The organism is Olleya sp. 1-3, assembly GCF_002836085.1.
GTDB classification, from domain to species: Bacteria; Bacteroidota; Bacteroidia; order Flavobacteriales; family Flavobacteriaceae; genus Olleya; species Olleya namhaensis.
In genome coordinates, this window is sequence record NZ_PJBW01000001.1 from 19,681 (window position 1) to 45,135 (window position 25,455).

The 25,455-nt window shown below is 34.0% G+C and carries 16 protein-coding genes; all 16 read right to left on the reverse strand.

What is annotated here, in order from left to right:
* Positions 1–92: 92 nt before the first annotated feature.
* On the reverse strand, positions 93–818 hold the full coding sequence (locus CXF54_RS00100; protein ID WP_090836374.1) for an energy transducer TonB: 726 nt from the start codon (positions 816–818) through the stop codon (positions 93–95).
* 57 nt (positions 819–875) lie between these two features.
* Entirely contained in the window at positions 876–1,268 is a 393-nt protein-coding gene (locus CXF54_RS00105) for a VanZ family protein (RefSeq protein ID WP_101201959.1), read from the reverse strand.
* Complete coding sequence (gene gcvH, locus CXF54_RS00110) at positions 1,240–1,620, reverse strand: glycine cleavage system protein GcvH (RefSeq protein WP_090836378.1); 381 nt, start codon at positions 1,618–1,620, stop codon at positions 1,240–1,242. Before gcvH ends, CXF54_RS00105 begins: the two co-directional genes overlap by 29 nt.
* A gap of 63 nt (positions 1,621–1,683) precedes the next feature.
* Entirely contained in the window at positions 1,684–8,886 is a 7,203-nt protein-coding gene (gene sprA / locus CXF54_RS00115) for a cell surface protein SprA (RefSeq protein ID WP_101201960.1), read from the reverse strand.
* A 6-nt stretch (positions 8,887–8,892) separates the two neighbouring features.
* Entirely contained in the window at positions 8,893–9,474 is a 582-nt protein-coding gene (gene ruvA / locus CXF54_RS00120) for a Holliday junction branch migration protein RuvA (RefSeq protein WP_090836382.1), read from the reverse strand.
* Between the two features lie 59 nt (positions 9,475–9,533).
* Positions 9,534–11,825, reverse strand: coding sequence for an NADP-dependent malic enzyme (locus CXF54_RS00125; protein ID WP_101201961.1), 2,292 nt, complete (start codon positions 11,823–11,825; stop codon positions 9,534–9,536).
* 104 nt (positions 11,826–11,929) lie between these two features.
* On the reverse strand, positions 11,930–12,853 hold the full coding sequence (gene queG / locus CXF54_RS00130; RefSeq protein ID WP_090836386.1) for a tRNA epoxyqueuosine(34) reductase QueG: 924 nt from the start codon (positions 12,851–12,853) through the stop codon (positions 11,930–11,932).
* An 8-nt stretch (positions 12,854–12,861) separates the two neighbouring features.
* On the reverse strand, positions 12,862–14,184 hold the full coding sequence (locus tag CXF54_RS00135) for a cytochrome P450 (RefSeq protein WP_101201962.1): 1,323 nt from the start codon (positions 14,182–14,184) through the stop codon (positions 12,862–12,864).
* Between the two features lie 71 nt (positions 14,185–14,255).
* On the reverse strand, positions 14,256–15,278 hold the full coding sequence (ruvB, locus tag CXF54_RS00140) for a Holliday junction branch migration DNA helicase RuvB (RefSeq protein WP_090836390.1): 1,023 nt from the start codon (positions 15,276–15,278) through the stop codon (positions 14,256–14,258).
* Positions 15,279–15,386: 108 nt separating this feature from the next.
* On the reverse strand, positions 15,387–17,177 hold the full coding sequence (locus tag CXF54_RS00145; protein ID WP_090836392.1) for a cbb3-type cytochrome c oxidase subunit I: 1,791 nt from the start codon (positions 17,175–17,177) through the stop codon (positions 15,387–15,389).
* A gap of 32 nt (positions 17,178–17,209) precedes the next feature.
* The gene (locus CXF54_RS00150; protein WP_101201963.1) at positions 17,210–18,286 is read right to left on the reverse strand and encodes a cytochrome c oxidase subunit II; all 1,077 of its coding nucleotides are present in this window, start codon (positions 18,284–18,286) and stop codon (positions 17,210–17,212) included.
* A 29-nt stretch (positions 18,287–18,315) separates the two neighbouring features.
* Positions 18,316–19,698 (reverse strand): quinol:cytochrome C oxidoreductase, encoded by a 1,383-nt coding sequence (locus tag CXF54_RS00155; protein ID WP_101201964.1) that lies wholly within the window; start codon positions 19,696–19,698, stop codon positions 18,316–18,318.
* Between the two features lie 26 nt (positions 19,699–19,724).
* Positions 19,725–20,282, reverse strand: a complete 558-nt coding sequence (locus tag CXF54_RS00160; protein WP_198551029.1) for a c-type cytochrome — start codon at positions 20,280–20,282, stop codon at positions 19,725–19,727.
* A 9-nt stretch (positions 20,283–20,291) separates the two neighbouring features.
* Positions 20,292–20,822 (reverse strand): DUF3341 domain-containing protein, encoded by a 531-nt coding sequence (locus tag CXF54_RS00165; protein ID WP_090836398.1) that lies wholly within the window; start codon positions 20,820–20,822, stop codon positions 20,292–20,294.
* 3 nt (positions 20,823–20,825) lie between these two features.
* Positions 20,826–22,283, reverse strand: coding sequence for an NrfD/PsrC family molybdoenzyme membrane anchor subunit (nrfD, locus tag CXF54_RS00170; protein WP_090836400.1), 1,458 nt, complete (start codon positions 22,281–22,283; stop codon positions 20,826–20,828).
* 33 nt (positions 22,284–22,316) lie between these two features.
* Positions 22,317–25,430 (reverse strand): TAT-variant-translocated molybdopterin oxidoreductase, encoded by a 3,114-nt coding sequence (locus CXF54_RS00175; RefSeq protein WP_101201965.1) that lies wholly within the window; start codon positions 25,428–25,430, stop codon positions 22,317–22,319.
* Between the last annotated feature and the right edge of the window lie 25 nt (positions 25,431–25,455).

Consider the following 25,455-nt stretch of genomic DNA (forward strand, 5'->3'; position numbering starts at 1 on the left):
AATATTATGAAAAAATATCAACAATTATACCAAAAAGAAAGATCCCGTTACATTGCTGTAACGGGATCTTAAAATATATATGGAAATATCTTTTACTCTACTTTAAATGTAATAGGTAATCCGTAAGGTACATTTACTGCTTTACCTCTTTGTCTACCTGGTTTCATTTTAGGTAACTTAGCAATAATACGCTTAGCTTCCTGCTCTAATTTAGGGTGCGGTGCTCTTGCTTGAATATTTACAATATTACCAGTCTTGTCAATCTTAAACCCTACATTAATTCTTTTAATACCACTATCAAGACCTAAATCCTGTGCTAAGTCAGCATTAAAATTCTTTCTAACAAATTTTCCGATTTTTTCAGACATACACTTTTTCTTTGCGTCATTGTTTCCAGCACCTTCACATCCTGGATACACTGGTACGTTTTCAATAATAGAGAACGGTACATCTACATCTTCTTCAACTTCTTCAACCTCTACATCCGCAACTTCAATTTCCACAACTTCTTCTTGAGTTGTTTCTGTAGACATTACTTCTGTTTCCACTACATCTTCTTCATCTTCTACTACCTCAATAACTTCTGGAGCTGCTGGTGGTGGTGGTGGTGGTGGTGGCGTATTCAAAATCTCTGTAATTGGCACATCATCCTCATCATTATCATCAAACACTAACATTCCTATATCAATATCGGACTTATCAGTTGTTGTGTAATTAAGTGTTACGTAAGATAGAAAAAGCATTAAAGCTAGTCCTACTGCCACGTAAAGAGAACTGTTACGTCCTACATTTGCTTTTGTATTTTTTTTAGATTCCATATCTTTTTTGTTTACTGAATGCTAAAATAACTATTTATTTGTTAAAAAAACAAGCTATTAGTCGTTTTTAACTTTACTCAGTGTTAGTAAATTAATAATTAAGACCGCAATAAGCGCACCTACTACATTGGCAATAACGTCTTTATAATCGGCTTGCCTACTTTCTGTTAGTGTATGCTGTAATATTTCAATTACTATGCCAAATAGAAAAGCGCTTATAAAAGCCATTTTCAAGGCTTGTTTCTTACTTTTATTTAAATAAAAATAAAAGGATAAAAACCATAACCCAACAAATATAAAATGTGCTATTGCGTGATTAACTTTATCGTTGTTATCAGGTATGATGGAAATATCAGATATAGTTGCTAAACTTAACACTATTATAACCACAGTATACCCTAAACTGATAAATGGCAACAGTTTACGCACCAATAAGTGCTTTGTAGTCATCAGCAGACATTAAACCTTCTAATTGAGAGGCATCTGTCACTTTTACTTTAACCATCCAGCCTTCACCATAAGGATCAGAATTAACTTTCTCTGGTTCGTCTTCTAAAGCTTCATTAAAAGCAACAATCTCTCCTGAAACAGGTAAAAATAAGTCAGACACAGTTTTAACTGCCTCTACTGTACCAAATACTTCTTCTGCTTCTAACGTTTCGTCTAAAGTCTCTACTTCAACGTATACGATATCTCCTAACTCACTTTGTGCAAAATCTGTGATACCAACTGTAATTTGGTCTCCTTCTATTTTAATCCACTCGTGATCTTTAGTGTATTTTAAATCTGATGGTATGTTCATTATATATTTTTTAATTGAGTTACAAATGTATTTAAATGAACGTTAAGTTCAAACATTGAAATGCTAATTTCCAAAATTATATCTTAATGTCATTCCTGAACGAATAGTTGTTTGTGGAAAAGCAGTAGAAATAGCATATTCTGAGAAAGTATAATCAAAATAGAATAAGCCTGTTAGGTTTTTACTAAATGCATATTCCGCGTTATATTTAAGCCCCCAAATAGTTTGCCCATTTGTAATTTGATTATTATCCAAATCCAAATAACGAATAATTGTTTTGTTATCTCTAACAGAAACATCAGCAGACATAATTAAATCAGACACGATTTTAGTTTTAGTACCAGTTAAATTTGAATTAAAAGTTACATCCTTAATACGATATCCTAAACCAACGACATATTCATTCCCTGATATTTCCGTCATTAAATTATTATCAAAACTTAATGACAACATTCTATCTTTTCTCATTTCTAACAAGACTCTAACCGAATTTTTCATTTCCATATCAAAACGGAATAATGGGCTAAACATCTCTGTTAGTGTTACACTACTATATAAATGTTCGCTTTTAAAGTTTCCTGCTTGATCTAAATCTTCATTTGGTTGCGAATCATAATCCAATCCATAATCAATACCATCAAAATCAAGATTAGTTCTAAACTGACCAATACTATAGCTTGAACGGTATCCATGTGTTAAAGAGAAACGTTTAAATTTTTTCTTAAACCATTTCATTTTCATGAAACCAGAATATTTAATATCCCAGTTTGGAATTGGTACATTTCTTAACGCTCCCAATTTAGTCTTCTTAGAATCTTGACCTGTGTAAGCACTTACAAACGCCGGTAGTAATACCTGTTGACTAGTTTTACCGAATCCTTTAGGATAACCATCTGCATCAACATCATCCGGATCTGAACCGTTTTGAACAGCTAAACGTCGTGCTATTTCTAATCTATTTTCTCTAAAATCGTTAAATGCCTGAGATCCCGATTCATCACTTTTACCAAATGCTGTTGGTAAAGTAAATGATGAGATACTAAAGTTTCCATAAGTATTAGGTGTTAATGATAAATACTCATCATTCTCAATACGGTAGTTTTCTGTATAGTTTTCGGCATATGTTCTAAACCCAACTAAATCAATTTTAAAATCATTAAACGGTTCTAAGTTTGCAGATAAATCTAATTGCTTTGTTTGGTTAGTTGTGTATTGTTGATTAAAATCTGGAAATACAGTTAACCATCCATTTCTTGCTGCTAAATCTCTAACATCACTTTGACTTCCTAAGGTATAACCTACCGTAGGTTTAGCTGTTCCGAAAAATCCAGGTGTCTGCAAGTAACCAGGCAGATACGTACCGTTAGTTTCACTATAAACTGCTTGTATTCTTTTTACTGAAGTTAATAAACCAATTCCAACATCACCAATTTTAGAACCAATACCACTACCCTTCTTTTTTGTAGTTGCCTCTGCTTTTCCTTTTGCAGTAGTTGGTGGCGCACTATTTCTAGAGCCTCTAGCAACTTTATTTGTTTTTCTTTTCTTCTTTGTAGTAATACCTAAATATTTATACAACTTATTCATGTCTAAAGTTGAATTAATATTATGTGTGTTTCCGTTAGAAATAGTGTTTCCTAGGTTGTACGTGTTACCATCATCCCCGACAAGGTTTCCAAATAAATCAGACCCTTTTTGCCATTGGAATAACCCTGAATAAGAATACGTCGCTCTAATAAAACTTAAAGTTGGAATTTTATTAAATGGCAACTCATAATTAATCCCTATTTGTTGTTGTTGACGATTTGGATCTCCAAAATCAAAGAAACCATCCCAAACATCTAATAACGGATCTGGTTCTCCATTAATAATATTGTCTTTAAAATAGTTTCTTACAATATTATTATTTGCTGAAGAATAAGTGACTTGAAGCGACTTTGTTAAACTCCAATTAACATTGTATTGATAATCAAATGTGTAATTTCTTCTGTACAATTCTTCTAATCCAATATTACCTTCTGCTAAATCTAAATCTCTGAATTTTTGACGATTAAACTGTCTGCTTAAATCTGAATTTACTGTAAAACTAGATGGTAAGGCATTAAAGTTTAAATCTTTTAAGAACTTCCAATATTTACCTGTAAATAATGAATCATTTTTCTTGAAAGGCTCAATAATTTTAGGTTCAAAATTATAAGCATAATTAACACCTGCTCTTACTTGTTTATCAACAGCTCTTTCTATTTCAAAATCGCGATGTTCTAATTTATTATAAGAATAGTTTAATGTTAGATTTTCCACGTCATAGAAACGCGGTTTACTATCTCCAGTTCTAGATTTTTTAACCCCTATAAAGTTTATGCTTTTACGTTTAGTATATTCTTCTGACTGTTCTAGTATTTGCTCTCTTTCTAAACTGGTTTCGGCTTCAGCCAAACGCGTATCCAACTCGATATCTTCATATTGCTGATCAAACTTAGGCGTTATAACCTCTACTCCTTGACCGTAACTGAATGGGATTTGAATTCCCCATTTTTTTGGTAATAACTGACCAACATTTACATTGGTTAATACATCGTATTGTTTTACATCTTCCAAACTACGCTCGCTTGGACCTTGACTAACACTACCAAATCCGGCTGTACTCATTCTACCAGTGGCACTAACACTTGCAAAATCTGCTAATTGTGTATCTACTGTTACTATTGCTGCCCAACCACCTTCGTTATCTAACTCTGATAAACGTAACTCATTAAACCAAACCTCTCCACATTGTACAACCTGTGTTCCGTTTTTTACACCAACCATTAAAGTCCTTACATCTCCAAAATTAGGATTTCCTTTAATAGCTACACGTTGTTGTCCTGTTACATACCCTCCATATTGGTCGGGTACTGGTAAAAGATCACTACCAACAACATCATAAAAATTAGCAGTACCATCTGCTAATGTTTGGTTAGTAATTCCTAAAGATTTAATACGTTGTAAAACTTCTAAATCAATATTTATCTCATTGGCTTCAGGCCAATATGCTTCTGCTGTCGCACCTCCATTATACACTTGTAATGGTACTTCTATTTGATAATAATTATCTGTTAAATCGTTACCCATTCTGATAAAACCAACTAAATCATTATCTGTTAAACCAGGTGTTTCTCCATCTCTAGCGTGCATAAACATACGTAGCTTTTTATACTGACGCATATCTATATTAATATTTTTAAATACGGCTCTAGAATCTTTAGCTTTTAAATCACAAACATCAACAACAAGAGCTTGCTCGTTTTGTCTTACAATAGTGTTATTATTATTTAATCGTTCTGGAACAACACTAGGTGGCGACACATAACTTCCATCATTTTCTTGTGTACTAACTGCACCAACAGTAAAATCTGTATCATCAAAATCTAATGGCGTTGGCCCACCATCTAAGGCTAACTGGTAACGTCTCCAATCACTTCTAACTAACTCTAAAGAACCAAATCGTAAAGTTGTACTTTGATCAAACCCATTTAAATAAAGTCTTGTAAATCTAATAGAACGTAAATCCGTAATTCCATTTACCACAAACTCATCATCCGTGCGGATCGGAATTCTAAACTGGTACCATTTTGGATATACTGTATCACCATTAGGTAATACTCTGGGATTATTATTGTCTGTTACGTTTTTAGTATCAACAATATACTCGTTATCAATATTTAAAGTAGCAGGCGTTATTTCAACTTCATACTCAAAATAGCTATCAATAGTATTCATTGTGTTATCTCTATTGACATCCTCTACATCTGGCTGAGTTGTAGACCCTCTATTGGTATCACTAAATGTATCTGGTGAGTTTCCATCTAATCCATTATACAATTTATACCTCTCAAATAAGTTACCATCTCCATTTAAATAGTAATTATAATTATCGTTAGCAGGATCTGGCAGACCAGCAAAACCTGTTGGAAAATTAATAGCTTCCTCTGCATCATCATATCCATCAAACCCGACATCTTGATTAGTACGCTCTTGACCATTTGTATCAAATGCATAAATTAATGCTTGGTTTTGTGGCACTACAGATTGAAAATCTGTTTGTGGCAATAAACTAACGTTACCATCCTGAGGTAAACCGTTTTCATATTGTTTACGACCATCCTTTAGCACGTCTTCAGAAATATTTCCTAAATTAATAAATAATTTACCACCTTGATTTGACGCATTTTCTTGAAAAGGATCTTGCAACCAAAACTCGACATACTCAACATTTGCTTGTTCAAAATCTGTTGAAGTTATTTGACGCGTCACCCCTGCCCAACTTGCTGTTGGATTGGAAACTGTTCCACTTTCTGTTCCTGGCTCAAAATTATAAGGTCCACGTTCTTGTGGGTAATACGATAAATCTAATGTGTTTAAAACAGAGGTTTGTCCTTGTGCAATGTCTTGTTCAGGAAACAACTCATTAACAAAAACACGACTAGTATATAAACTAGACATATCGTCGTCTGAAATTCCTGAAGGACGCTGACTTCCATAAAATATTGGATCAATAGTATACCAGTTAAGCATTGCTCTACCGTATCCGTTTTCGATACCATTATTATCCAAAGAACCAGTTCCATTTATATTTAGAGGTCTACTTGAAATGCTCCAAGATTGAGCAGACTTAAGATCTATTCCGTTTTGTGTTCCTTCAAAATCATCTATGTAAGCAGTTGCTTCACCATTAAAATCAGTACCTTTTGGAGCACCTGGCAACAAATAAGCAAAATCTCCTCTAACAGAAATGTTAGATGGCGCATCCGTATCAATATTTGGAAGTTTATTTACTAAGCGTGATAAAAATGGTAATTCTGAAGAAAAATTAGCATTCAACCCAAACATTGTATTATTGATAGGCTCGCTATTATAATTTGCTTTTTGAGTAATTGGACGTTCATTTAAATTTAAATAAGTGGCTCCAACTACAAACTTTTCATTAAACTGATGTTCGACATTTAAACCTGTATAACGTTTTGTTTGTTGTCCGAAAATAGAATTGTTTTCAGTAGAAACTTGAATAGGAATGTTAGATGCTTTTAAACCTTCGTCAATTATATAAACACGTCCTAACGGATAATTTACTGTATAATCCTGTCCTTCTACTAATGTACGTCCTCCGGCAGTAACCTGAACAGATCCTCTTGGCACGTTAAACCCACCTATAGGAATCCCATCTCCACCCGAAGATTTATAACGTCCTTTTATTAAAAATTTATTTTTCTGACTTTCATCTAAAGCAGCTGTTTTAGTTGCTTTATATAGTAAATCATAAACATATTTTTCTTGATTGGCATTGGCATAAGTATCGCCTTCATAATCCGTCGCGTTATTTCCTGCATTAGAATCATTATCTAAAACATCAAATAAATAACGTCCAAAAGGCTCGACCTTGGTAAACACAATCTTACCATTTGTTGGTATTACTGTTATCCCTGAAACAAAGTCAAAAAATCCATCACCGTTAGTTTGCGGATCATTATTATAATTTAATCTATCAAAATTAAATAAACGTAATAATGTTGTTTGCTCAATTGCTTCTCCATTAAAATCGACTCCAAATGGTGTCCCTTCTACTGGAGTAATATAATTTAAAGGTGCAGATTCGTTATAAAATATATTAAGTTTAAAATCTTCTTGTGTTAATTGGTATGCGCCTGTGTCATACACGTTTTTCATCATCAAATCCCAAATAGGCTGAGAGACACTGGTAATACTACTTTTTAATAGTTTTAGTACTAAGGCGTTATTGGTAACGTTTATAACCTGACCTGAACTATCTACATCCACATCCGTTGCACCAATACCATCATTAGCAAATTCTCCAACTTGGAATACTTGCCCACCAACCGTATATTGGTATGCTACTGCTAAAACTTCGTCATTATTAAGACGTTGATTTAACGAAATATAACCCAACTGAGTATTTAAAGTAAATTCTTGTCCTTCAGTTAATTTTCTAGTATTTTCTTGTTTAGCATAATCAAAACCTTCATTAAAACCTGAAATTGAAATACCATTTTGTACCGTAGCAATATCTCTAACTGCGTTATTTAATTGTGATCCAGCATTACCAATATTGGTTGGATCTAGACCGTTATTTCCGTTATCCGGAAATGCATTTGGACCACCCGTAATTGCAACGCCAGGATTACCTACAACACTAGTTTCTCCTAAATCTTGGAAAGCCACAAAGTTTCTTACATTTTCAGTACGATTACTTCTATTAGTTACCCAAGCTTCAATTCTTGTAATTTGAATATTATTATTTATAAAAGGATAATTCTCCAAAGCTTTATCATAATTATTACGGAAGTATTGTCCTAAGAAAAAGTGACGATTCTCATCATAATCTCTAATAAAAAACTCAAACTCATCAATAGTACCACCACCTTCTGCAGTTACCGATCTAGCGTCTGAACGTTGGTCAGAAAAGACTCCAGTAACAGTTGTCTTACCAAATTTTAATTGTGTTTTAACACCAAATAAACTTTGTGCTCCAGAAATTAAAGAGTTATTAATTGGCATGCTAACGTTACCAACTTCAATTTTTTGAATAATATCATCCTCTGTAGGTGCGTATTCTAATTTAATTAAATTCTGAAAATCAAAAGTAGATTGTGTATCGTAGTTTGCATTAACTTGTAACCTAGACCCTACTTTACCTACCATACTTAAACTAATACGCTGGTCAAAATCAAAAGAAAAGTTACGTCTATTTCTGGGTGAAAATGAGGGATTATCTTGTTTTGTAAACAATACACCCAAATCCATTTCTACGGTACCTTGTGGTACTATTGAAATTGGACCTTCACCAAAAATACTTTCAAAAAAACTAGAGTTTACATAAAACTCAGGAATAAGATTTTTTTGAGCCTCTTCTGAGCCTCCTTTTTTACCTTCGTAAGCATCAATTTTATCTTTGTAATAGGCCTTTTGATTTTGTCTTGCAACTAAATCCTGATACTCCTGTGGTGATAAAATTACAGGGTAATTAATATTAAACTGTCCAACCGACTCTGTATAGATATAACGATCGGTTACCGGGTCATAAGTATATTTAGATTCAATACTAGTTGGGTTAGGCATATTAATAGTCCCAAGACTAAAGCCTGTACTAGTACTATCTTGCTCTGTTTGGTTATCGTCCTGTCCAAAAGACAAGGCAGACACTAACAATGCAAATGCAGTTAGATAAAAATGTTTAAGGGATTTATAAAAACTAAGTTGAGCTGTCTTCAAAATATATTATAAATTTTTTAAGGCTAGTTTGATAATTGTTTCTACGTTAGCATCTGGTTGAGTCATGACAATTTTATCCACAACTTTTTCGGCTTGTTTTTTAACAAAACCAAGTACTTCTAAAGCTGATAACGCTTCATCTTTGCTTGTATTGTTCTTAGTAACAGAAACTTCATCAATATCATAGATTTTAAGAATCTTATCTTTTAAATCTATAATTACTCGTTGAGCAGTTTTTATTCCGATTCCTTTTATTGATTTAATTAATGCAACATCTTCGGTTGCTATCCCTTCTCTAATTTGTTTTGGTGTTAAAGAAGACAACATTGTTCGTGCAGTATTAGCACCAATACCGCTTACAGAAATAAGTAAGCGAAACAGCTCTCTTTCAGCTAAAGAAGCAAAACCATATAATGTATGCGCATCTTCTCTAATTTGAAGATGCGTATATAATTTTAAAGCTTCTTGTTCCGGTATTTGAGAATACGTATGCAAGGAAATGTTTAAAAAGTACCCAACACCATTACAATCAATAACGACATCCGTCGGATTTTTTTCTACTAATTTACCTTGTATATGTGTAATCATCCGTTTTTTTACTATTAAGCCTCCAAATGTAAGAAAATTATTTGTATCAAATAATGCTTCTATTTTTTAGCTTTTTGTTCTAACTTTTCTTTTTGCTGAGCATCAATAACCGCAATAGCTGTCATATTTACAATTTCATCCACGCTAGCATGTAATTGTAAAATATGCACTGGTTTGCGCATACCCATCATAATTGGACCAACTGATTCTGCCTTATTAAGTTCTTTTAATAACTTATATGTAATGTTAGCCGATTCTAAATTAGGGAAAATTAAAGTATTAACCTTTTTTCCTGCAAGTTTAGAAAATGGAAAGCTATCCATTAACATTTCACTGTTTAACGCAAAATCTGTTTGCAACTCTCCATCCACTAGTAAATCTGGATGTCTTTTGTGCAAATAAGATACGGCTTCTCTTACTTTAGTTGCCGTTTGATCTTTTGACGATCCAAAATTAGAATATGATGTCATAGCCATTACTGGCTCCATTCCAAACATTTTAACCACTTTTGCTGTCATTTGTGCAATCTTAGTTAAATCTTGCGCTGAAGGGTTAATGTTAATAGCGGTATCACTTAAAAACATTGGGCCACGTTGCGTCATCATAACATTGGTAGTTGCAATTCTAGTAGAACCAGGTGCTAAACCAATCAGATCCAACATGGGTTTTACTACTGATGGGTAACTACGAGAATATCCAGAAATTAATGCATCTGCATCACCTTCGTTAACCATCATTGCAGCGTAATAATTACGCTCTCTCATTATTTTTTCTGCCAAAAGACTTGTAACACCTTTCCTTTTGTGTTGCTCCCAATAAATATTAGCATACTTATTTTTTTGTTCTAATTGTTCGTCAGACTTAGGATCAATAATCTCAACATCTGCGTCAAACTCTAATTCTTCTTTTAGACGTTCAATCTCATCCTTTCTTCCTAATAAAATCGGAATTGCAATCCCTTCTTCATAAACAATTTGAGCTGCTTTTAAAACATCTATTGAGTCTGCTTCTGTAAAAACAACACGTTTAGGGTCTAATTTTGCTCTGTTTAATAATAATCTTACAATTTTATTGTCATTACCTAATCTATCTAATAATTGCTCTTCGTATTTAGCCCAATCTTCAATAGGTTCTTTTGCTACTCCACTTTCCATTGCCGCTCGTGCTACTGCAGGAGGCACTGTTGCTATCAAACGTGGGTCAAAAGGTTTAGGTATAATATATTCTTTACTAAATGTCAAACGTGTTTCTCCGTAAGCAATGTTTACTTGTTCTGGAACTGCTTCTTTAGCTAAATCTGCTAACGCTTTTACAGCTGCCATTTTCATTGCTTCATTAATTTTAGTTGCTCTAACATCTAAAGCACCTCTAAAAATAAAAGGAAAACCTAACACGTTATTAACTTGATTAGGATGGTCACTTCTTCCTGTAGCCATGATAATATCCTTACGTGTTGCAATTGCTAAATCATATCCTATTTCTGGATCTGGATTAGCCATAGCAAATACAATAGGGTTTTTAGCCATTGCTAATAACATGGATGGACTAACAATGTCTGAAGTAGATAAACCAACAAAAACGTCTGCATCTACCATGGCCTCATCCAACGTATCAATTTTACGATGCGTTGCGAATTCTGCTTTTTGAGATGTTAAGTTATCGCGATCATTTCTAATCACACCTTTACTATCCAACATCACCACATTTTCGCGTTTTGCACCAAATGCTAAGTACAAACGCGTACAAGATATTGCTGCTGCACCTGCACCACTTACTACTATTTTTGCGTCTTCTATGCTCTTTTCTGAAAGCTCTAATGCATTTAATAATGCTGCTGCAGAAATAATTGCCGTTCCATGTTGATCATCATGCATTACAGGAATATCTAATTCCTCTTTTAAACGTCTTTCAATTTCAAAAGCTTCAGGCGCTTTAATATCTTCTAGATTAATTCCTCCAAAAGTTGGAGCAATCATTTTTACAGTTTGAATAAATTCCTCGATATTTTCTGTATCAACTTCAATATCAAAAACATCAATGTCTGCAAATATTTTAAAAAGCAATCCTTTACCTTCCATAACAGGTTTTGATGCTTCAGGACCAATATTTCCTAATCCCAAAACAGCTGTACCGTTAGATATAACTGCCACTAAATTTCCTTTTGCTGTATATTTATAAACGTTATTAACGTCTTTTTCTATTTCTAAACACGGTTCTGCTACACCTGGAGAATATGCTAATGCTAAATCCCGTTGTGTTGCATATTTTTTTGTTGGAATAACTTCTATTTTACCAGGTTTTGGCTTTGCATGATATACTAAAGCTTCTCTGCGTTTGCTTTGTTTGCTCATAATTCCACTTTAAATTTTAGTGAATTACAAATGTAAGGTTTTTAGAAGAAAAGAAGTTAGAAAAAAAGGGGTTTGAACGCAGTATATTTAATCCTAACGATTAACTATTTTAAAAAATCGATATTACGCTGTAACCCTGAAAATTTAGTACGTTTAACTGCCGATTTTTGAAACACTTTTTGAAACACATCTTCCGTAATCTCATCCCAATCCTTTTTAGTCATGTCTAACAATTCTGGGTGAGGATTAAAAAGAGGCTCACTATGTGGCTTAGAAAACTTATTCCATGGGCAAACATCCTGGCACACATCACAACCAAACATCCAGTCGTCAAATTGTCCTTTCATTGTGTTGGGTAATTGATCTTTAAGCTCAATTGTAAAATAACTAATACATTTACTACCATCTACAACATAAGGCTCTGTAATTGCTTGTGTGGGACAAGCATCAATACAAGCAGTACACGTTCCGCAATGATCAGAAACAATAGTATCATATTCTAGATCTAAATCAATAATTAGCTCGGCTATAAAATAAAAAGAACCGACTTTCTGTGTCAATAAATTACTATGCTTACCTATCCAACCTAAACCTGATTTTGCTGCCCAAGCTTTGTCTAAAACGGGTGCAGAATCTACAAAAGCACGACCAGAAACTGCGCCTATTTCCGTTTGAATATAGTGCGTTAATTCTTTTAATTTAGATTTAATAACCTCATGATAGTCCTTACCATAGGCATATTTAGACAACTTGTAAGATTGATCTGATTGCTTTTGTTCTGGATAATAATTAAGAAGTAATGAGATTACAGATTTAGAATCATCAACCAAAAGGGTTGGATCTAATCGTTTATCAAAATGATTTTGCATGTAACTCATTTGTCCATGCATGTTATTATTTAACCACTTTTCTAATCTAGGAGCTTCAACTTCTAAAAACTCAGCTTTACTAATTCCACAAGACAAAAAACCCAAACGCTTAGCTTCAGATTTAATAAGTTGCGTGTATTTAGATCTATTATTAATCACTTAATCAATTACCTTTTTACAAATTTTAAAAACGCATTTTTTGGTTTAAGGGTAATTAAGGGTGTGATCTCTATAGCATCAATTTTGGGTTCTATTTTATACTTTTTAAGTAATTCTGTAATAGCAATAATCATTTCAAACATTGCAAAATTATTACCTATACATTTTCTTGGTCCCGCACCAAACGGAAAGTATTGGGCAGAAAATTGTCGTCCACCATCCGCGAATCGTTCTGGCATAAAATCAATTGCATTTTCCCATAACTTTGGATGCCTATGGATTTCGTAAACCGAAAACAATAAGTTGCTTCCTGCTTCAAATTCCATATCATTAAAACTATCAGCTTCCACATTAACACGATCTATAAAATACGCCGGTGGATACAACCTCATGGACTCTTCTAATACTTGTTGACATACTTTAGACGAAGCAACACGCGTCATTAAATCCGCAGTATCTCCTCCTAAAGCTTGCCATTCTTGATATATTTTATCTTGCCATTCTGGATGTTTAGCTAATAATTGGAATGTAAATGTTAAAGCATTAGATGTTGTTTCGTGACCTGCTGTAAAAATGATTAAAATTTCATCAATAAGCTGCGCTTCACTCATGCCTTTACCATCATCATATCTGGTTTCTAATAGCATGTCAAGCAAATCGTCATAACGTTTACCAGATAATTTTCTTTCTGCGACAATGCCCTTTAAAATGTATCTAGCTTCTTCAGATAGTTTTAGATGTTTATTTAAAGCACCTCCAATTTTAAACCACCAAGCTAAATAAGGTTGTCGCAACTCTTTAACCAACATACGCTGATTAGCCTCCGTAATAAATTGAAGCCTATCCATATCCTTACTATTAGCAGCCTGAGTAAATAAAGATTTTACTACTGTTTGGAAAGCTAAATCATTAAGAATAGGAAATACGTCTATAGTTTTACCAACCTCTATATTATCAAATTCTGATATAATAGTTTCTTGCATTCCGCTTAATAAATTCTGCAATTGCTTTTTATGAAAAGCGGGTTGCATCATTTTGCGTTGTACTTTCCATTTAGCACCTTCGGAAGTCAATAAACCTTCACCAACATACTTTACCAAATCTACAGTCTGTATTTTAGACTTAACATAGTTTTTTTGATTCTTCTGAAGGACATATTGTGCGAAAGCTGCGTCACGACAAAAATGTATTTTTGTATTGAAACCAACGTTAAGCTTAAAAATATCTCCTTTTAATTGAAAGTTTCGATTATGAAAAGGTAATGGGTTTTTAAGAATTTCTAATGAATGCTTAATGAACTTTAATAATGATACTTCAGGTATATTTTTCATTTATTCTTTAATCTTAAAATCCCTTTTGATAACTCACGATATACTAAAACACATTAAAAACATTATATTGGTTAAAACAACCCGCCTTGAATAGGACCTTTAATTTTACCCAAATGTTTATACGCTAATTCCGTGACCTCACGACCACGTGGTGTACGCATAATAAACCCTTGTTGTATTAGAAAAGGTTCGTAAACCTCTTCAATGGTTTCTGTACTCTCGCTCACTGCAGTTGCAATAGTAGAAATTCCGACAGGACCACCTTTAAACTTATCAATTATTGTAGATAGTATTTTATTATCCATTTCATCTAGACCGTAAGCATCCACATTAAGCGCTTCTAAACTATATCTAGCAATTTTAATATCAATACTACCATTACCCTTAATTTGTGCAAAATCACGAACGCGACGTAACAATGCATTAGCTATTCTAGGTGTCCCACGACTACGACCAGCAATTTCAATTGCAGCCTCCATAGATATAGGTACATTTAGTATTTCTGCACTACGCTGTATAATTGTAGTTAATAAATCTGTTTTATAGTATTGTAATCTACTTTGTATTCCAAAACGTGCACGCATTGGAGCTGTTAATAATCCTGATCTAGTCGTTGCACCAACTAAAGTAAATGGATTTAAATGAATTTGAACCGTCCTTGCGTTTGGGCCAGACTCAATCATTATATCAATTTTATAGTCCTCCATTGCGGAGTATAGGTACTCTTCTACTATTGGACTTAATCTATGGATTTCGTCAATAAACAAGACGTCTCTTTCATCCAAATTAGTTAGTAAACCCGCTAAATCTCCAGGTTTATCCAATACAGGACCAGAAGTAACTTTTATACCAACGCCTAACTCATTTGCTAATATATTAGCCAATGTCGTTTTTCCTAAACCAGGAGGTCCATGAAACAAGGTATGATCCAATGCTTCGTCCCGTGCAACTGCAGCTTGAACAAAAACTTGAAGATTCTCCAATACTTGATCTTGACCGGTAAAGTCATCAAAGGATAATGGTCTTAATTGCTTTTCTACATCAAATTCTTCTGGCGTAAAATTCTCGTTGGTTGGATCTAGGTTATCGTTCATTAAATTATTGTTGGATTCTGATAGTGCAATCAGCTTAAACAAATATAAAGAAAAAGCCTTTCCGAATTATCAGAAAGGCTTTTCAATATTATAGATAGATTTAAAAATCTAATGTTGTAATTCTTCTTCTCCTTCTTTAAGAGGAACATTTTGAGGAACAAAATCTTCATCGTGTCCTGGTTTACTATAGTCATAAGACCATCTGTATACGTGAGGAATAGCTCCTGGCCAGTTACCATGAACATGCTCTACAGGAGTAGTCCACTCTAAAGTGTTAGATCTCCAAGGGTTTTGCTCTGCTTTCTTACCGTAAAAGATACTAGCAAAGAAATTGTAGATAAACACGATTTGGAAAATAGCTCCAATAATTGCAAAAATTGTAATTACTACGTTTACACTCGCTAAGTCATCAAACAATGGGAAGTTAGTGTTAGTATAGTAACGTCTTGGTAAACCTGCCATACCAATAAAGTGCATTGGGAAAAATACCCCGTAAGCACAAACAGCAGTTACCCAAAAGTGAACATAACCTAAGTTTTTGTTTAACATACGACCAAACATCTTAGGGAACCAATGGTAAACCCCTGCGAAAAAACCATATAAAGCAGATATACCCATCACTAAGTGGAAGTGAGCAATTACAAAATAAGTATCGTGTACGTTAATATCTAAAGCACTATCACCTAAAATAATTCCAGTTAAACCACCTGTAATAAAAGTAGATACCAATCCTATTGAGAAAAGCATGGCTGGGTTCATCTGGAGGTTACCCTTCCAAAGTGTCGTAATATAATTAAATGATTTTACTGCTGACGGAATTGCAATTAATAAGGTTGTGAATGTAAACACAGAACCTAAGAAAGGATTCATTCCTGAAATAAACATATGGTGACCCCAAACAATTGTAGATAAAAATGCAATTGCTATAATTGAAGCAATCATGGCACGGTATCCAAAAATTGGTTTACGTGAATTAGTTGCAATAATCTCTGAAGTAATACCTAATGCTGGTAATAATACAATATATACTTCTGGGTGACCCAAGAACCAAAATAAGTGCTCAAATAAAACTGGAGAACCACCTTGGTAATGTAAAACTTCACCTTGAATAAATATATCTGATAAAAAGAATGACGTTCCAAAACTTCTATCCATTATTAACAATAATGCAGCAGATAATAAAACTGGGAAAGAAATAACACCAATAATAGCTGTTACAAAAAATGCCCATATTGTTAAAGGTAATCTAGTCATAGACATTCCTTTAGTACGTAAATTAATTACCGTTACAACATAATTTAAAGATCCTAATAAAGAAGATGCAATAAATATAGCCATAGAGACTAACCACATTGTCATACCTAAACCAGAACCCCCTTGAGCCATTGGTAATGCACTAAGTGGAGGATAAATTGTCCATCCAGCTGCAGCAGGACCTGCCTCAACAAAGAAAGAACATACCATAATAATACTAGATGTAAAAAACAACCAGTAAGATACCATGTTTAAGAATCCTGAAGCCATATCACGAGCTCCAATTTGCAATGGAATAAGTAAATTACTAAACGTACCACTTAAACCTGCTGTAAGTACAAAGAAAACCATGATAGTACCATGAATAGTAACTAATGCAAGATAGATATCTGCACTCATTACACCATCTGGTGCCCATTTTCCTAATAATGCTTTAAATAATGGATTTGACTCTTCAGGCCAAGCAATTTGCATACGCATCATGATTGACATTACTACAGCTATGATTCCCATTATAAGACCAGTAATTAAATACTGCTTAGCAATCATTTTATGATCCTGACTAAATATATACTTAGTTATGAATGTTTCTTTATGATGATGACCATGATCGTCATGTCCATGTTCTTCTACGTGTGCTGACATAATCTAAAAATCTTTAAATTGAATTTTTGTTCTTAATTTTTTACTAATGAATCTACGAAAAGCTTTTGCCCCTTCATCCATTCGTCGTACTCCTCTTGCGTTTCTACTATAATCTTCATTTGCATGTTATAGTGAGAAGTTCCACAAATTTTATTACAAAGTAATAAATAATCAAATGTGTAAGGTTCTAAACCTTCCTTACCTTCAGCAATTAAAGACTTGCTTTTATCTCTTCTGATCTCATTAATATTAAATACTTTCTCTTTCATTTCCTCTGTCTCACGCATATCAGCAGTCGTAACAGTAGGCGTAAATCCAAATTGAGTAATCATACCAGGAACACAATTCATTTGAGCTCTAAAGTGAGGCATGTAAGCTGAGTGTAATACATCTTGAGAACGCATCTTGAACACTACAGGTTTACCAACAACCAAATGTAATTCTTTTACGATAACGTCATCTTGAGCATTAGGATCTGCTTCGTCAACACCTAATTCATTAGCTCTGTTGATATCAATTAATCTTACGTTAGCTTTTCCTAAAGCATTATCTGGCCCTGAATATCTCGCTTTCCAATTAAATTGTTGCGCATATAATTCAATAACCATTGGATCAGCTTCTTCGTCAATATTCATGATGCTATTCCAAGTAAATAAACCTTGAATAATTAAACCTGCTAAAACAATTACAGGTATAATAGTCCAAATAGCTTCTAACTTATTGTTATCTGCATAAAACAAAGCTTTTCTACCTTTTTCACCTTTGTATTTAAAAGCAAAATAATGTAATAAAAACTGAGTTACCGTTTGTACAAAGAAGATAACAATCATTGAAATGATCATTAAACTATCAATACCAGGTCCATGCTCTGAAGCAGAATTAGACATTAAAGGTAAATCTCCCCATTTAACAAAACACACGATTGTTATAACATAAATGAAGATTAAAAAACCTATCATTAAATAACCATTAATACGGTTGTCGTCGTCGTTTGCAACTTGATTATTTTCTGTTGTCTTTCCGACTTGGGTTAAATCAAAGATTTTAACCATTTGCCAAATTGCAACGAAAATAAATACTAAAACTAAAATTGATAATAAAGTCGTCATTGTTATCGTTCTTCTTTATTTAATTTTTATTAATAATGGAAGTTTTCACTTTCTTTAATGAAAGGGTTTCCTTTAGGCACTAAAGATTGTTTTGAAATAGCGTAGAATACTATAAACATGAATAAACCTGCAAATAATAACACTGCACCAATTTCTGGCATACCTATAAACCATCTATCTCCAACTGTAGCCGGCATAATCATATTAAAAATATCAATATAATGCCCTGCTAATATTACTACACCTGCCATGATTACAAACCAAGACACACGCTTAAAGTCACTATTCATTAATAATAATAATGGGAACAAGAAATTCATTGCCACCATACCAAAGAATGGTAAGTTATAGTCTTCAATTCTTGTAATAAAGTAAGTTACTTCCTCAGGTATGTTAGAATACCAGATTAACATAAATTGAGAGAACCATAAATACGTCCAGAAAATACTAAATCCAAACATGAACTTAGCTAAATCATGAATATGACTATTGTTAACGTTAGGTAATAATCCTTTAGATTTTAAATATATAGTAATCATTGCCATTACTGTTACAGCACATACTAACATACCAGCTAACACATACCATCCAAATAATGTAGAGAACCAGTGTGGGTCAACACTCATAATCCAATCCCAAGACATCATAGACTCTGTGTATAAAAAGAATACTAAAAATGCTGCTGATATACGGAAATTTTTGACAAAATAACGAGTATCACCTGCTGGAGCATCATCTTGAGCTAATGAGAATTTACGAGAAAAGTATCTATAAACTGACCATCCTGTAATAAAAATTAGAGCTCTAATTACAAAACCTGTTGTATTTAACCATCCTGATTTACCAGCTACTAATTTATCATAGTCAGCACTCTCTGGATTAACCATATCAGGATTCATCCAAACAAAAATATGATCTCCAGAAATAACTGCTATTGCTACTACAATTAATGCACCAGGTAATAAATAATAAGTAATACCTTCCATCACTCTAAATAACAAAGGAGACCAACCAGCCTGAGCTGCTTGCTGAATAGCATAAAAAGCTAAAGCTCCTAAAGCAATCATCATAAAGAAAAATGCTGCAATATAAAGTGCCGAATAGGGCCTGTTATGAATTTGGTGCATTACATGTTCTGCGTGAGCGTCACCATGATCAACCTCTGCATTACCAGCTTCAGCGTGGTCATTAGTAGCATGAGCATCACCGTGAGCAACGCTTTCAGTAGCATGAGTATCTGCAACAGCGTGCGCGTCTCCGTGTCCACCATGACTCGCTTCTTCAGCTAACATAATTTTCACATCATCTTGTGTAACATGATGAGATGTATAATAACCTGTTCCCCATAGTATTGCTCCTACCACGATTAAGGCAAGTGATACTATTTTTAGTCTATTTGAAAGTGTGTACATATCTGTATATAAACTTTATCTAAATCTTATTTTTCTAGGTCTCCCTTTAATTTCATAACGTAAGCAACTACTTGCCAGCGCTCTTCTTCGCTTAAAAAGTTAGCGTAAGATCCCATCGAGTTTTTACCATAATAAATAACATGGTAAATACTACCTACATTTATTGCTCTACCTGCGTCATCATAACTAGGGACTCCAAGAATTTTTTCTCTCTTCACTAAGTTACCTTGACCGTTTCCTTTGTTACCATGACAAATACCACAGTAAATAGTGTATAATTCTTTAGCTCTTGGCTCATCAAACTGAGTTGAATCTAAAGGTGATACTAATTCAGCCTTAGCTAAATTATAACCAGAAACATCGCTAGAATATTCAAAAGGTGTATAACCTCTAGGAATTGTACCATCGACTGGTAATTGTGCTTCAACACCATTTGCAAATGCATTTGACTCTTGGTAAGCTTCGTATCCAACAGATTCATACATGTTTGGCATGTATTGGTAATTTGGACGCGCACTATTATTACAAGAAGTAAACGATACTGCTATTAATGCTATGATTGATATTTTAATTAAATGCTTCATTATATCTAATTAATGTGCTTTATCTACTATGTTAATTTCTACCGCTCCAGTTTGACCTAATAAACTTTCTAATTCATTTTGGTTTCCAGTAACAGAGATTTCCATTAAAAAATGATCATCTGTAGTTCTTGGATCTGGATTTTCAGCGTTTTTAAATGGCCACATTTTACTTCTTAAGTAGAATGTTATAACCATTAAATGGGCTGCAAAAAATACTGTAAGCTCAAACATAATTGGTACAAATGCCGGCATGTTTTCTAGGTAACTAAAACTAGGTTTCCCACCAATATCTTGTGGCCAATCTTCAATCATGATAAAATTCATCATTAATGTGGCTACAGTTAAACCAACGCAACCATACATAAATGCACAAATTGCTAAACGTGTTGGAGCTAATCCCATTGCCTTGTCTAGTCCGTGAACTGGAAAAGGTGTATAAACTTCGTCAATGTGATACTTTGCAGCTTTGACTTGCTTAACTGCATTCATTAACACATCGTCATCGTTATAAATAGCGTGAATTACTTTTGAAGCTTCCATATGCTACTTTAAATTATTAGTTTCTTTATTATTCACTACTGACGTTCTAGCATCAGCTCCTGTCCCTACTAAACTATCACCTCTTTCTCTGATAGCTTTATAATTATCACCAGAAGACTTTAATATAGTCTTAACCTCTGCTTGTGCTATTACTGGGAAAGTACGAGAGTACAATAAGAATAGTACAAAGAAGAACCCTATTGTTCCGATAAAAATTCCAATATCAACAAATGTTGGTGAGAACATTGTCCAAGAAGAAGGTAAGTAATCTCTGTGTAGTGATGTAACAATAATTACAAAACGCTCAAACCACATTCCGATATTTACAACTATCGAAATAGCGAAAGAGAACATAATACTTGTACGTAATTTTTTAAACCACATAAACTGAGGTGAAAATACATTACAAGACATCATTGCCCAATATGCCCATGCATAAGGTCCCGTTGCTCTGTTTAAGAAAGCGTATTGCTCATACTCTACACCAGAATACCATGCAACAAATAACTCAGTTATATATGCAACACCTACTATAGACCCAGTAAGCATAATTACAATATTCATTAACTCGATATGTTGTACAGTAATATAGTCTTCTAAGTTACATACTTTTCTCATAATGATAAGTAATGTATTTACCATTGCAAAACCAGAGAATACAGCACCTGCCACGAAATATGGAGGGAATATAGTTGTATGCCATCCAGGTATTACTGAAGTAGCAAAATCAAAAGATACAATTGTGTGTACTGATAATACTAATGGTGTAGCTAATCCTGCAAGCACTAAAGATACTTCCTCAAAACGTTGCCAGTCTTTTGCACGACCTGTCCATCCAAAACTTAATAAGCTATAAATTTTCTTTTGAAAAGGTTTAACAGCTCTATCACGTAACATTGCAAAATCTGGTAATAAACCTGTCCACCAGAATACTAATGATACCGATAAATAAGTAGAAATCGCGAAAACATCCCAAAGTAAAGGAGAGTTAAAGTTTACCCATAACGAACCAAATTGGTTTGGTATAGGTAATACCCAATATGCTAACCATGGACGACCCATGTGAATAATTGGAAATAAACCTGCTTGAACTACAGAGAAAATTGTCATGGCTTCCGCAGAACGGTTAATAGCCATTCTCCATTTTTGACGGAATAATAAAAGTACTGCAGAAATTAATGTTCCTGCGTGACCAATACCAACCCACCAAACGAAGTTAGTAATATCCCAAGCCCAGTTTACTGTTCTGTTTAAACCCCAAGTTCCAATACCTGTTGAAACGGTATAAATAATACAACCTATTCCCCAAAGAAAAGCTACAAGTGCGATAGAGAATACAATCCACCACTGTTTGTTAGCCTTACCTTCTACAGGAGCTGCGATATCTACAGTTACATCGTGGTAAGATTTCTCACCGGTAACCAAAGGTCTTCTAATAGGTGCTTCGTAATGAGACGCCATAATCCTTTATAATTGTTTATTAATTAATCCTTTTTATGCTTCTTTCGTGTTTCTCACTTTAGTATGGTACTGCACATTAGGCTTGGTACCAACACTTTCTAATAAGTGATACATACGATCGTCTTTTAAAAGTTTTGCAACTTTACTTTCCTTATCATTGATGTCTCCAAAAATCATTGCTCCATTACCACAAGCGGCAGAACAAGCTGTTTGAAACTCACCATCCTTAATCTCACGTCCATCGCGTTTAGCGTCTAGAATAGTCTTTTGTGTTTTTTGAATACACATAGAACATTTTTCCATTACACCACGAGAACGAACCGTAACATCAGGGTTAATTACCATACGACCTAAATCATTGTTCATGTGGTAATCAAACTCGTCATTTCCATTGTATAAGAACCAGTTAAAACGTCTTACTTTATACGGACAGTTGTTTGCACAATATCTTGTACCAACACATCTGTTGTATGCCATATGGTTTTGACCTTGTCTACCGTGCGCTGTAGCAGCTACAGGACAAACAGTCTCACATGGTGCATGATTACAATGTTGACACATTACGGGTTGAAATGCTACTTGTGGATTATCTGCAGGATCTTCTAATTCTCCAAAACCTCCTAAAGAACCGTTATCTCCAAATAAACCAGAGAACCCTTCTTTTTTAGCATCATCTTCAGCAAATGTATCTTCTGATGAGTAATATCTATCAATACGTAACCAGTGCATATCACGACTACGTCTAATTTCTTCTTTACCTACTACTGGCACGTTGTTTTCAGCGTGACAAGCAATAACACATGCTCCACAACCTGTACAAGCATTTAAGTCTATTGAAAGATTAAAGTGATGTCCAATTGAACGATCAAATTCATCCCATAAATCAACTTCTGGAGACGTTACTGGAGTTTCTTCGTGATTTAAAGATACCATTGGTATTTTATTCCAACCATGCTTATGATCTTGACTATCATAAGTATTAAAAACCTCTAATGTCGTTTCCTTTATAATATCTCCACGTCCCATTAAAGTATTCTGTAACTGTACACATGCAAATTCATGCATTCCAGTTGCAGGCTCAATAGATACACTTTGAACTGTATTGAAATCGTTATATAGTGTAAACGCGTTAACACCCGTTTTCATTTCGTCTTTAAGACCTGAAGTTCTACCGTAACCAAACGCTAATCCTACAGTTCCTTTTGCTTGACCTGGTTGGATAATTGCTGGTACAGTCAACGCTTCAGAACCGTTAACATTTAAAGTAACATAACTACCGTTTAAAGCTCCTGTAGAATCGTTTTCATTAACAATTCCCCAAGCTTCTGCATCTGACTTAGATACCGTTAAGTAGTTATCCCATGATGTTCTTGTAATAGGGTCAGGAAACTCTTGTAACCAAGGGTTATTTGCTTGTTGACCATCACCCATTCCTGTTTTAGAATACAATGTCAACTCTACACCTGTACCTTTTGCTGAACTAGCTAAAGTCCTAGCTGCATTGCTAGCAGGTACTTCATCTATTTCTACTTCCTCAGAAACAACATCTGTAGCAGTATTGTTGCTTACAAAAATTCCATCATGTAAAGCTTGATTGTAAGATCCACCATTAAGGATAGATTCTTTCCAAGTTGTTTTGATAAACTCATTTAATGCCACTGCATTTCCAGTCCACTTTAATAAAGTGTCTTGAAACTGTCTTGTATCAAATAATGGTCTTATTGTTGGTTGCATTAAAGCAAAGTGACCTTTCTTTAATTCAACATCACCCCAAGACTCTAAATAATGTGGTGCTGCTGCTATATATTGTACTAAACCAGCAGTTTCATCTTCTTTAGAAGTAAACGCAACTGATAACGTCGTATTTTTTAAACCTTCTGCAAAATCGTTAGCATTAGGTAATGTATACATTGGATTAACACCGCTCATGATAACTGCACCTACTTTTCCTGCTTTCATATCAGCAATTAAAGTTTGAACATCTTTATTGTTACCTTGACGTGTTTTAATAGGTGTTTTAGGATCAAATGCCTTACTTCCTAACTTTGCATTTATTTCTAAAACAACAGTTTGAGCATTTACATCTTGAATACCTGTTACTACAACACCATTACTACCAGCTTTAATCAACTCAGAAGCAGTTTTTTGAACAGCCTCTTTAATTTTAGCAGGCAAGTCATTTGTATTGACTGAACCTCCTACGATTAAACTATGTAATTGTGCTAAAGCTAATTTTTGTTGTGTTGGCGTTAATGGAACACGTTTATCAGCGTTTGCACCTGATATAGACATATTAGATTCAAACTGAATATGACGTGACATTTTTCCATGCGCTGGAATTCTTTTTTTAGAATATCCAGAATCAAATCCACCTCCTTGCCAATCTCCTAAGAAATCTGCTCCCACAGATACTACAGTCATAGCTTTTGAAAAATCGTAATTAGCTAAACCTCTCTCACCATATTTTGCTTGGTAAGCATCTAAAGCAGCAGACTCTGAAACCGCATCATAAACCACATGGTTTACATTACCGTATTTAGCAGTAAATTCTGCAACTAATTTAGATGTTGATGGACTAGCGTAAGTTTGAGTTAACAAAACGATTTGCTTTCCTGAATTTTTCAAACCATTTAAAGCTTGTGTTGTTTCAGAATCAAAATCTGACCATGAAATAGCGTTTCCACCTTTCATCGGACCTTGTACTCTTGTACTATCATATAAATCTAAAACTGAAGCATTTACTCTAGCATTTGCATGACCATTGGTTGCAGCTAAAGTATTGTTTTCAATTTTAATTGGACGACCTTCTCGAGTCTTAACTAAAACACTTGCAAAATCAAATCCGTTAGCAATAGTTGTTGCATAATAATTAGCAACACCAGGCACTATTCTGTCTGGTTGCACCACATAAGGGATAGACTTAACTACTGGTCCCTCGCAGGCTGCTAATGATGCAGCAGCTGTACTAAAACCAACATACTTTAAGAAATCACGACGTGTTGTTGAAGAAGCTTCTAATGTATCCTTATCACCTAAGAACTCATCAGTAGGAATTTCTTGAACAAATTCGTTTTGTTTTAGCGTCTCAACAATAGAGCTATCTTTTAGCTCCTCAACACTTTTCCAGTATTTCTTGTTTGATGACATATTATATAATTGAATTTATTTCTTT

What these genes read in the sequence shown, in the direction of transcription:
- CXF54_RS00125 (WP_101201961.1), bottom strand. Translation starts at nt 11,825, where the DNA reads ATGAGCAAACAAAGCAAACGCAGAGAAGCTTTAGTATATCATGCAAAG.
- CXF54_RS00155 (WP_101201964.1), bottom strand. Translation starts at nt 19,698, where the DNA reads ATGTACACACTTTCAAATAGACTAAAAATAGTATCACTTGCCTTAATC.
- nrfD (WP_090836400.1), bottom strand. Translation starts at nt 22,283, where the DNA reads ATGGCGTCTCATTACGAAGCACCTATTAGAAGACCTTTGGTTACCGGT.
- CXF54_RS00105 (WP_101201959.1), bottom strand. Translation starts at nt 1,268, where the DNA reads ATGACTACAAAGCACTTATTGGTGCGTAAACTGTTGCCATTTATCAGT.
- CXF54_RS00145 (WP_090836392.1), bottom strand. Translation starts at nt 17,177, where the DNA reads ATGTCAGCACACGTAGAAGAACATGGACATGACGATCATGGTCATCAT.
- CXF54_RS00135 (WP_101201962.1), bottom strand. Translation starts at nt 14,184, where the DNA reads ATGAAAAATATACCTGAAGTATCATTATTAAAGTTCATTAAGCATTCA.
- CXF54_RS00100 (WP_090836374.1), bottom strand. Translation starts at nt 818, where the DNA reads ATGGAATCTAAAAAAAATACAAAAGCAAATGTAGGACGTAACAGTTCT.
- ruvA (WP_090836382.1), bottom strand. Translation starts at nt 9,474, where the DNA reads ATGATTACACATATACAAGGTAAATTAGTAGAAAAAAATCCGACGGAT.
- CXF54_RS00160 (WP_198551029.1), bottom strand. Translation starts at nt 20,282, where the DNA reads ATGAAGCATTTAATTAAAATATCAATCATAGCATTAATAGCAGTATCG.
- CXF54_RS00150 (WP_101201963.1), bottom strand. Translation starts at nt 18,286, where the DNA reads ATGACGACTTTATTATCAATTTTAGTTTTAGTATTTATTTTCGTTGCA.
- CXF54_RS00175 (WP_101201965.1), bottom strand. Translation starts at nt 25,430, where the DNA reads ATGTCATCAAACAAGAAATACTGGAAAAGTGTTGAGGAGCTAAAAGAT.
- CXF54_RS00165 (WP_090836398.1), bottom strand. Translation starts at nt 20,822, where the DNA reads ATGGAAGCTTCAAAAGTAATTCACGCTATTTATAACGATGACGATGTG.
- ruvB (WP_090836390.1), bottom strand. Translation starts at nt 15,278, where the DNA reads ATGAACGATAACCTAGATCCAACCAACGAGAATTTTACGCCAGAAGAA.
- gcvH (WP_090836378.1), bottom strand. Translation starts at nt 1,620, where the DNA reads ATGAACATACCATCAGATTTAAAATACACTAAAGATCACGAGTGGATT.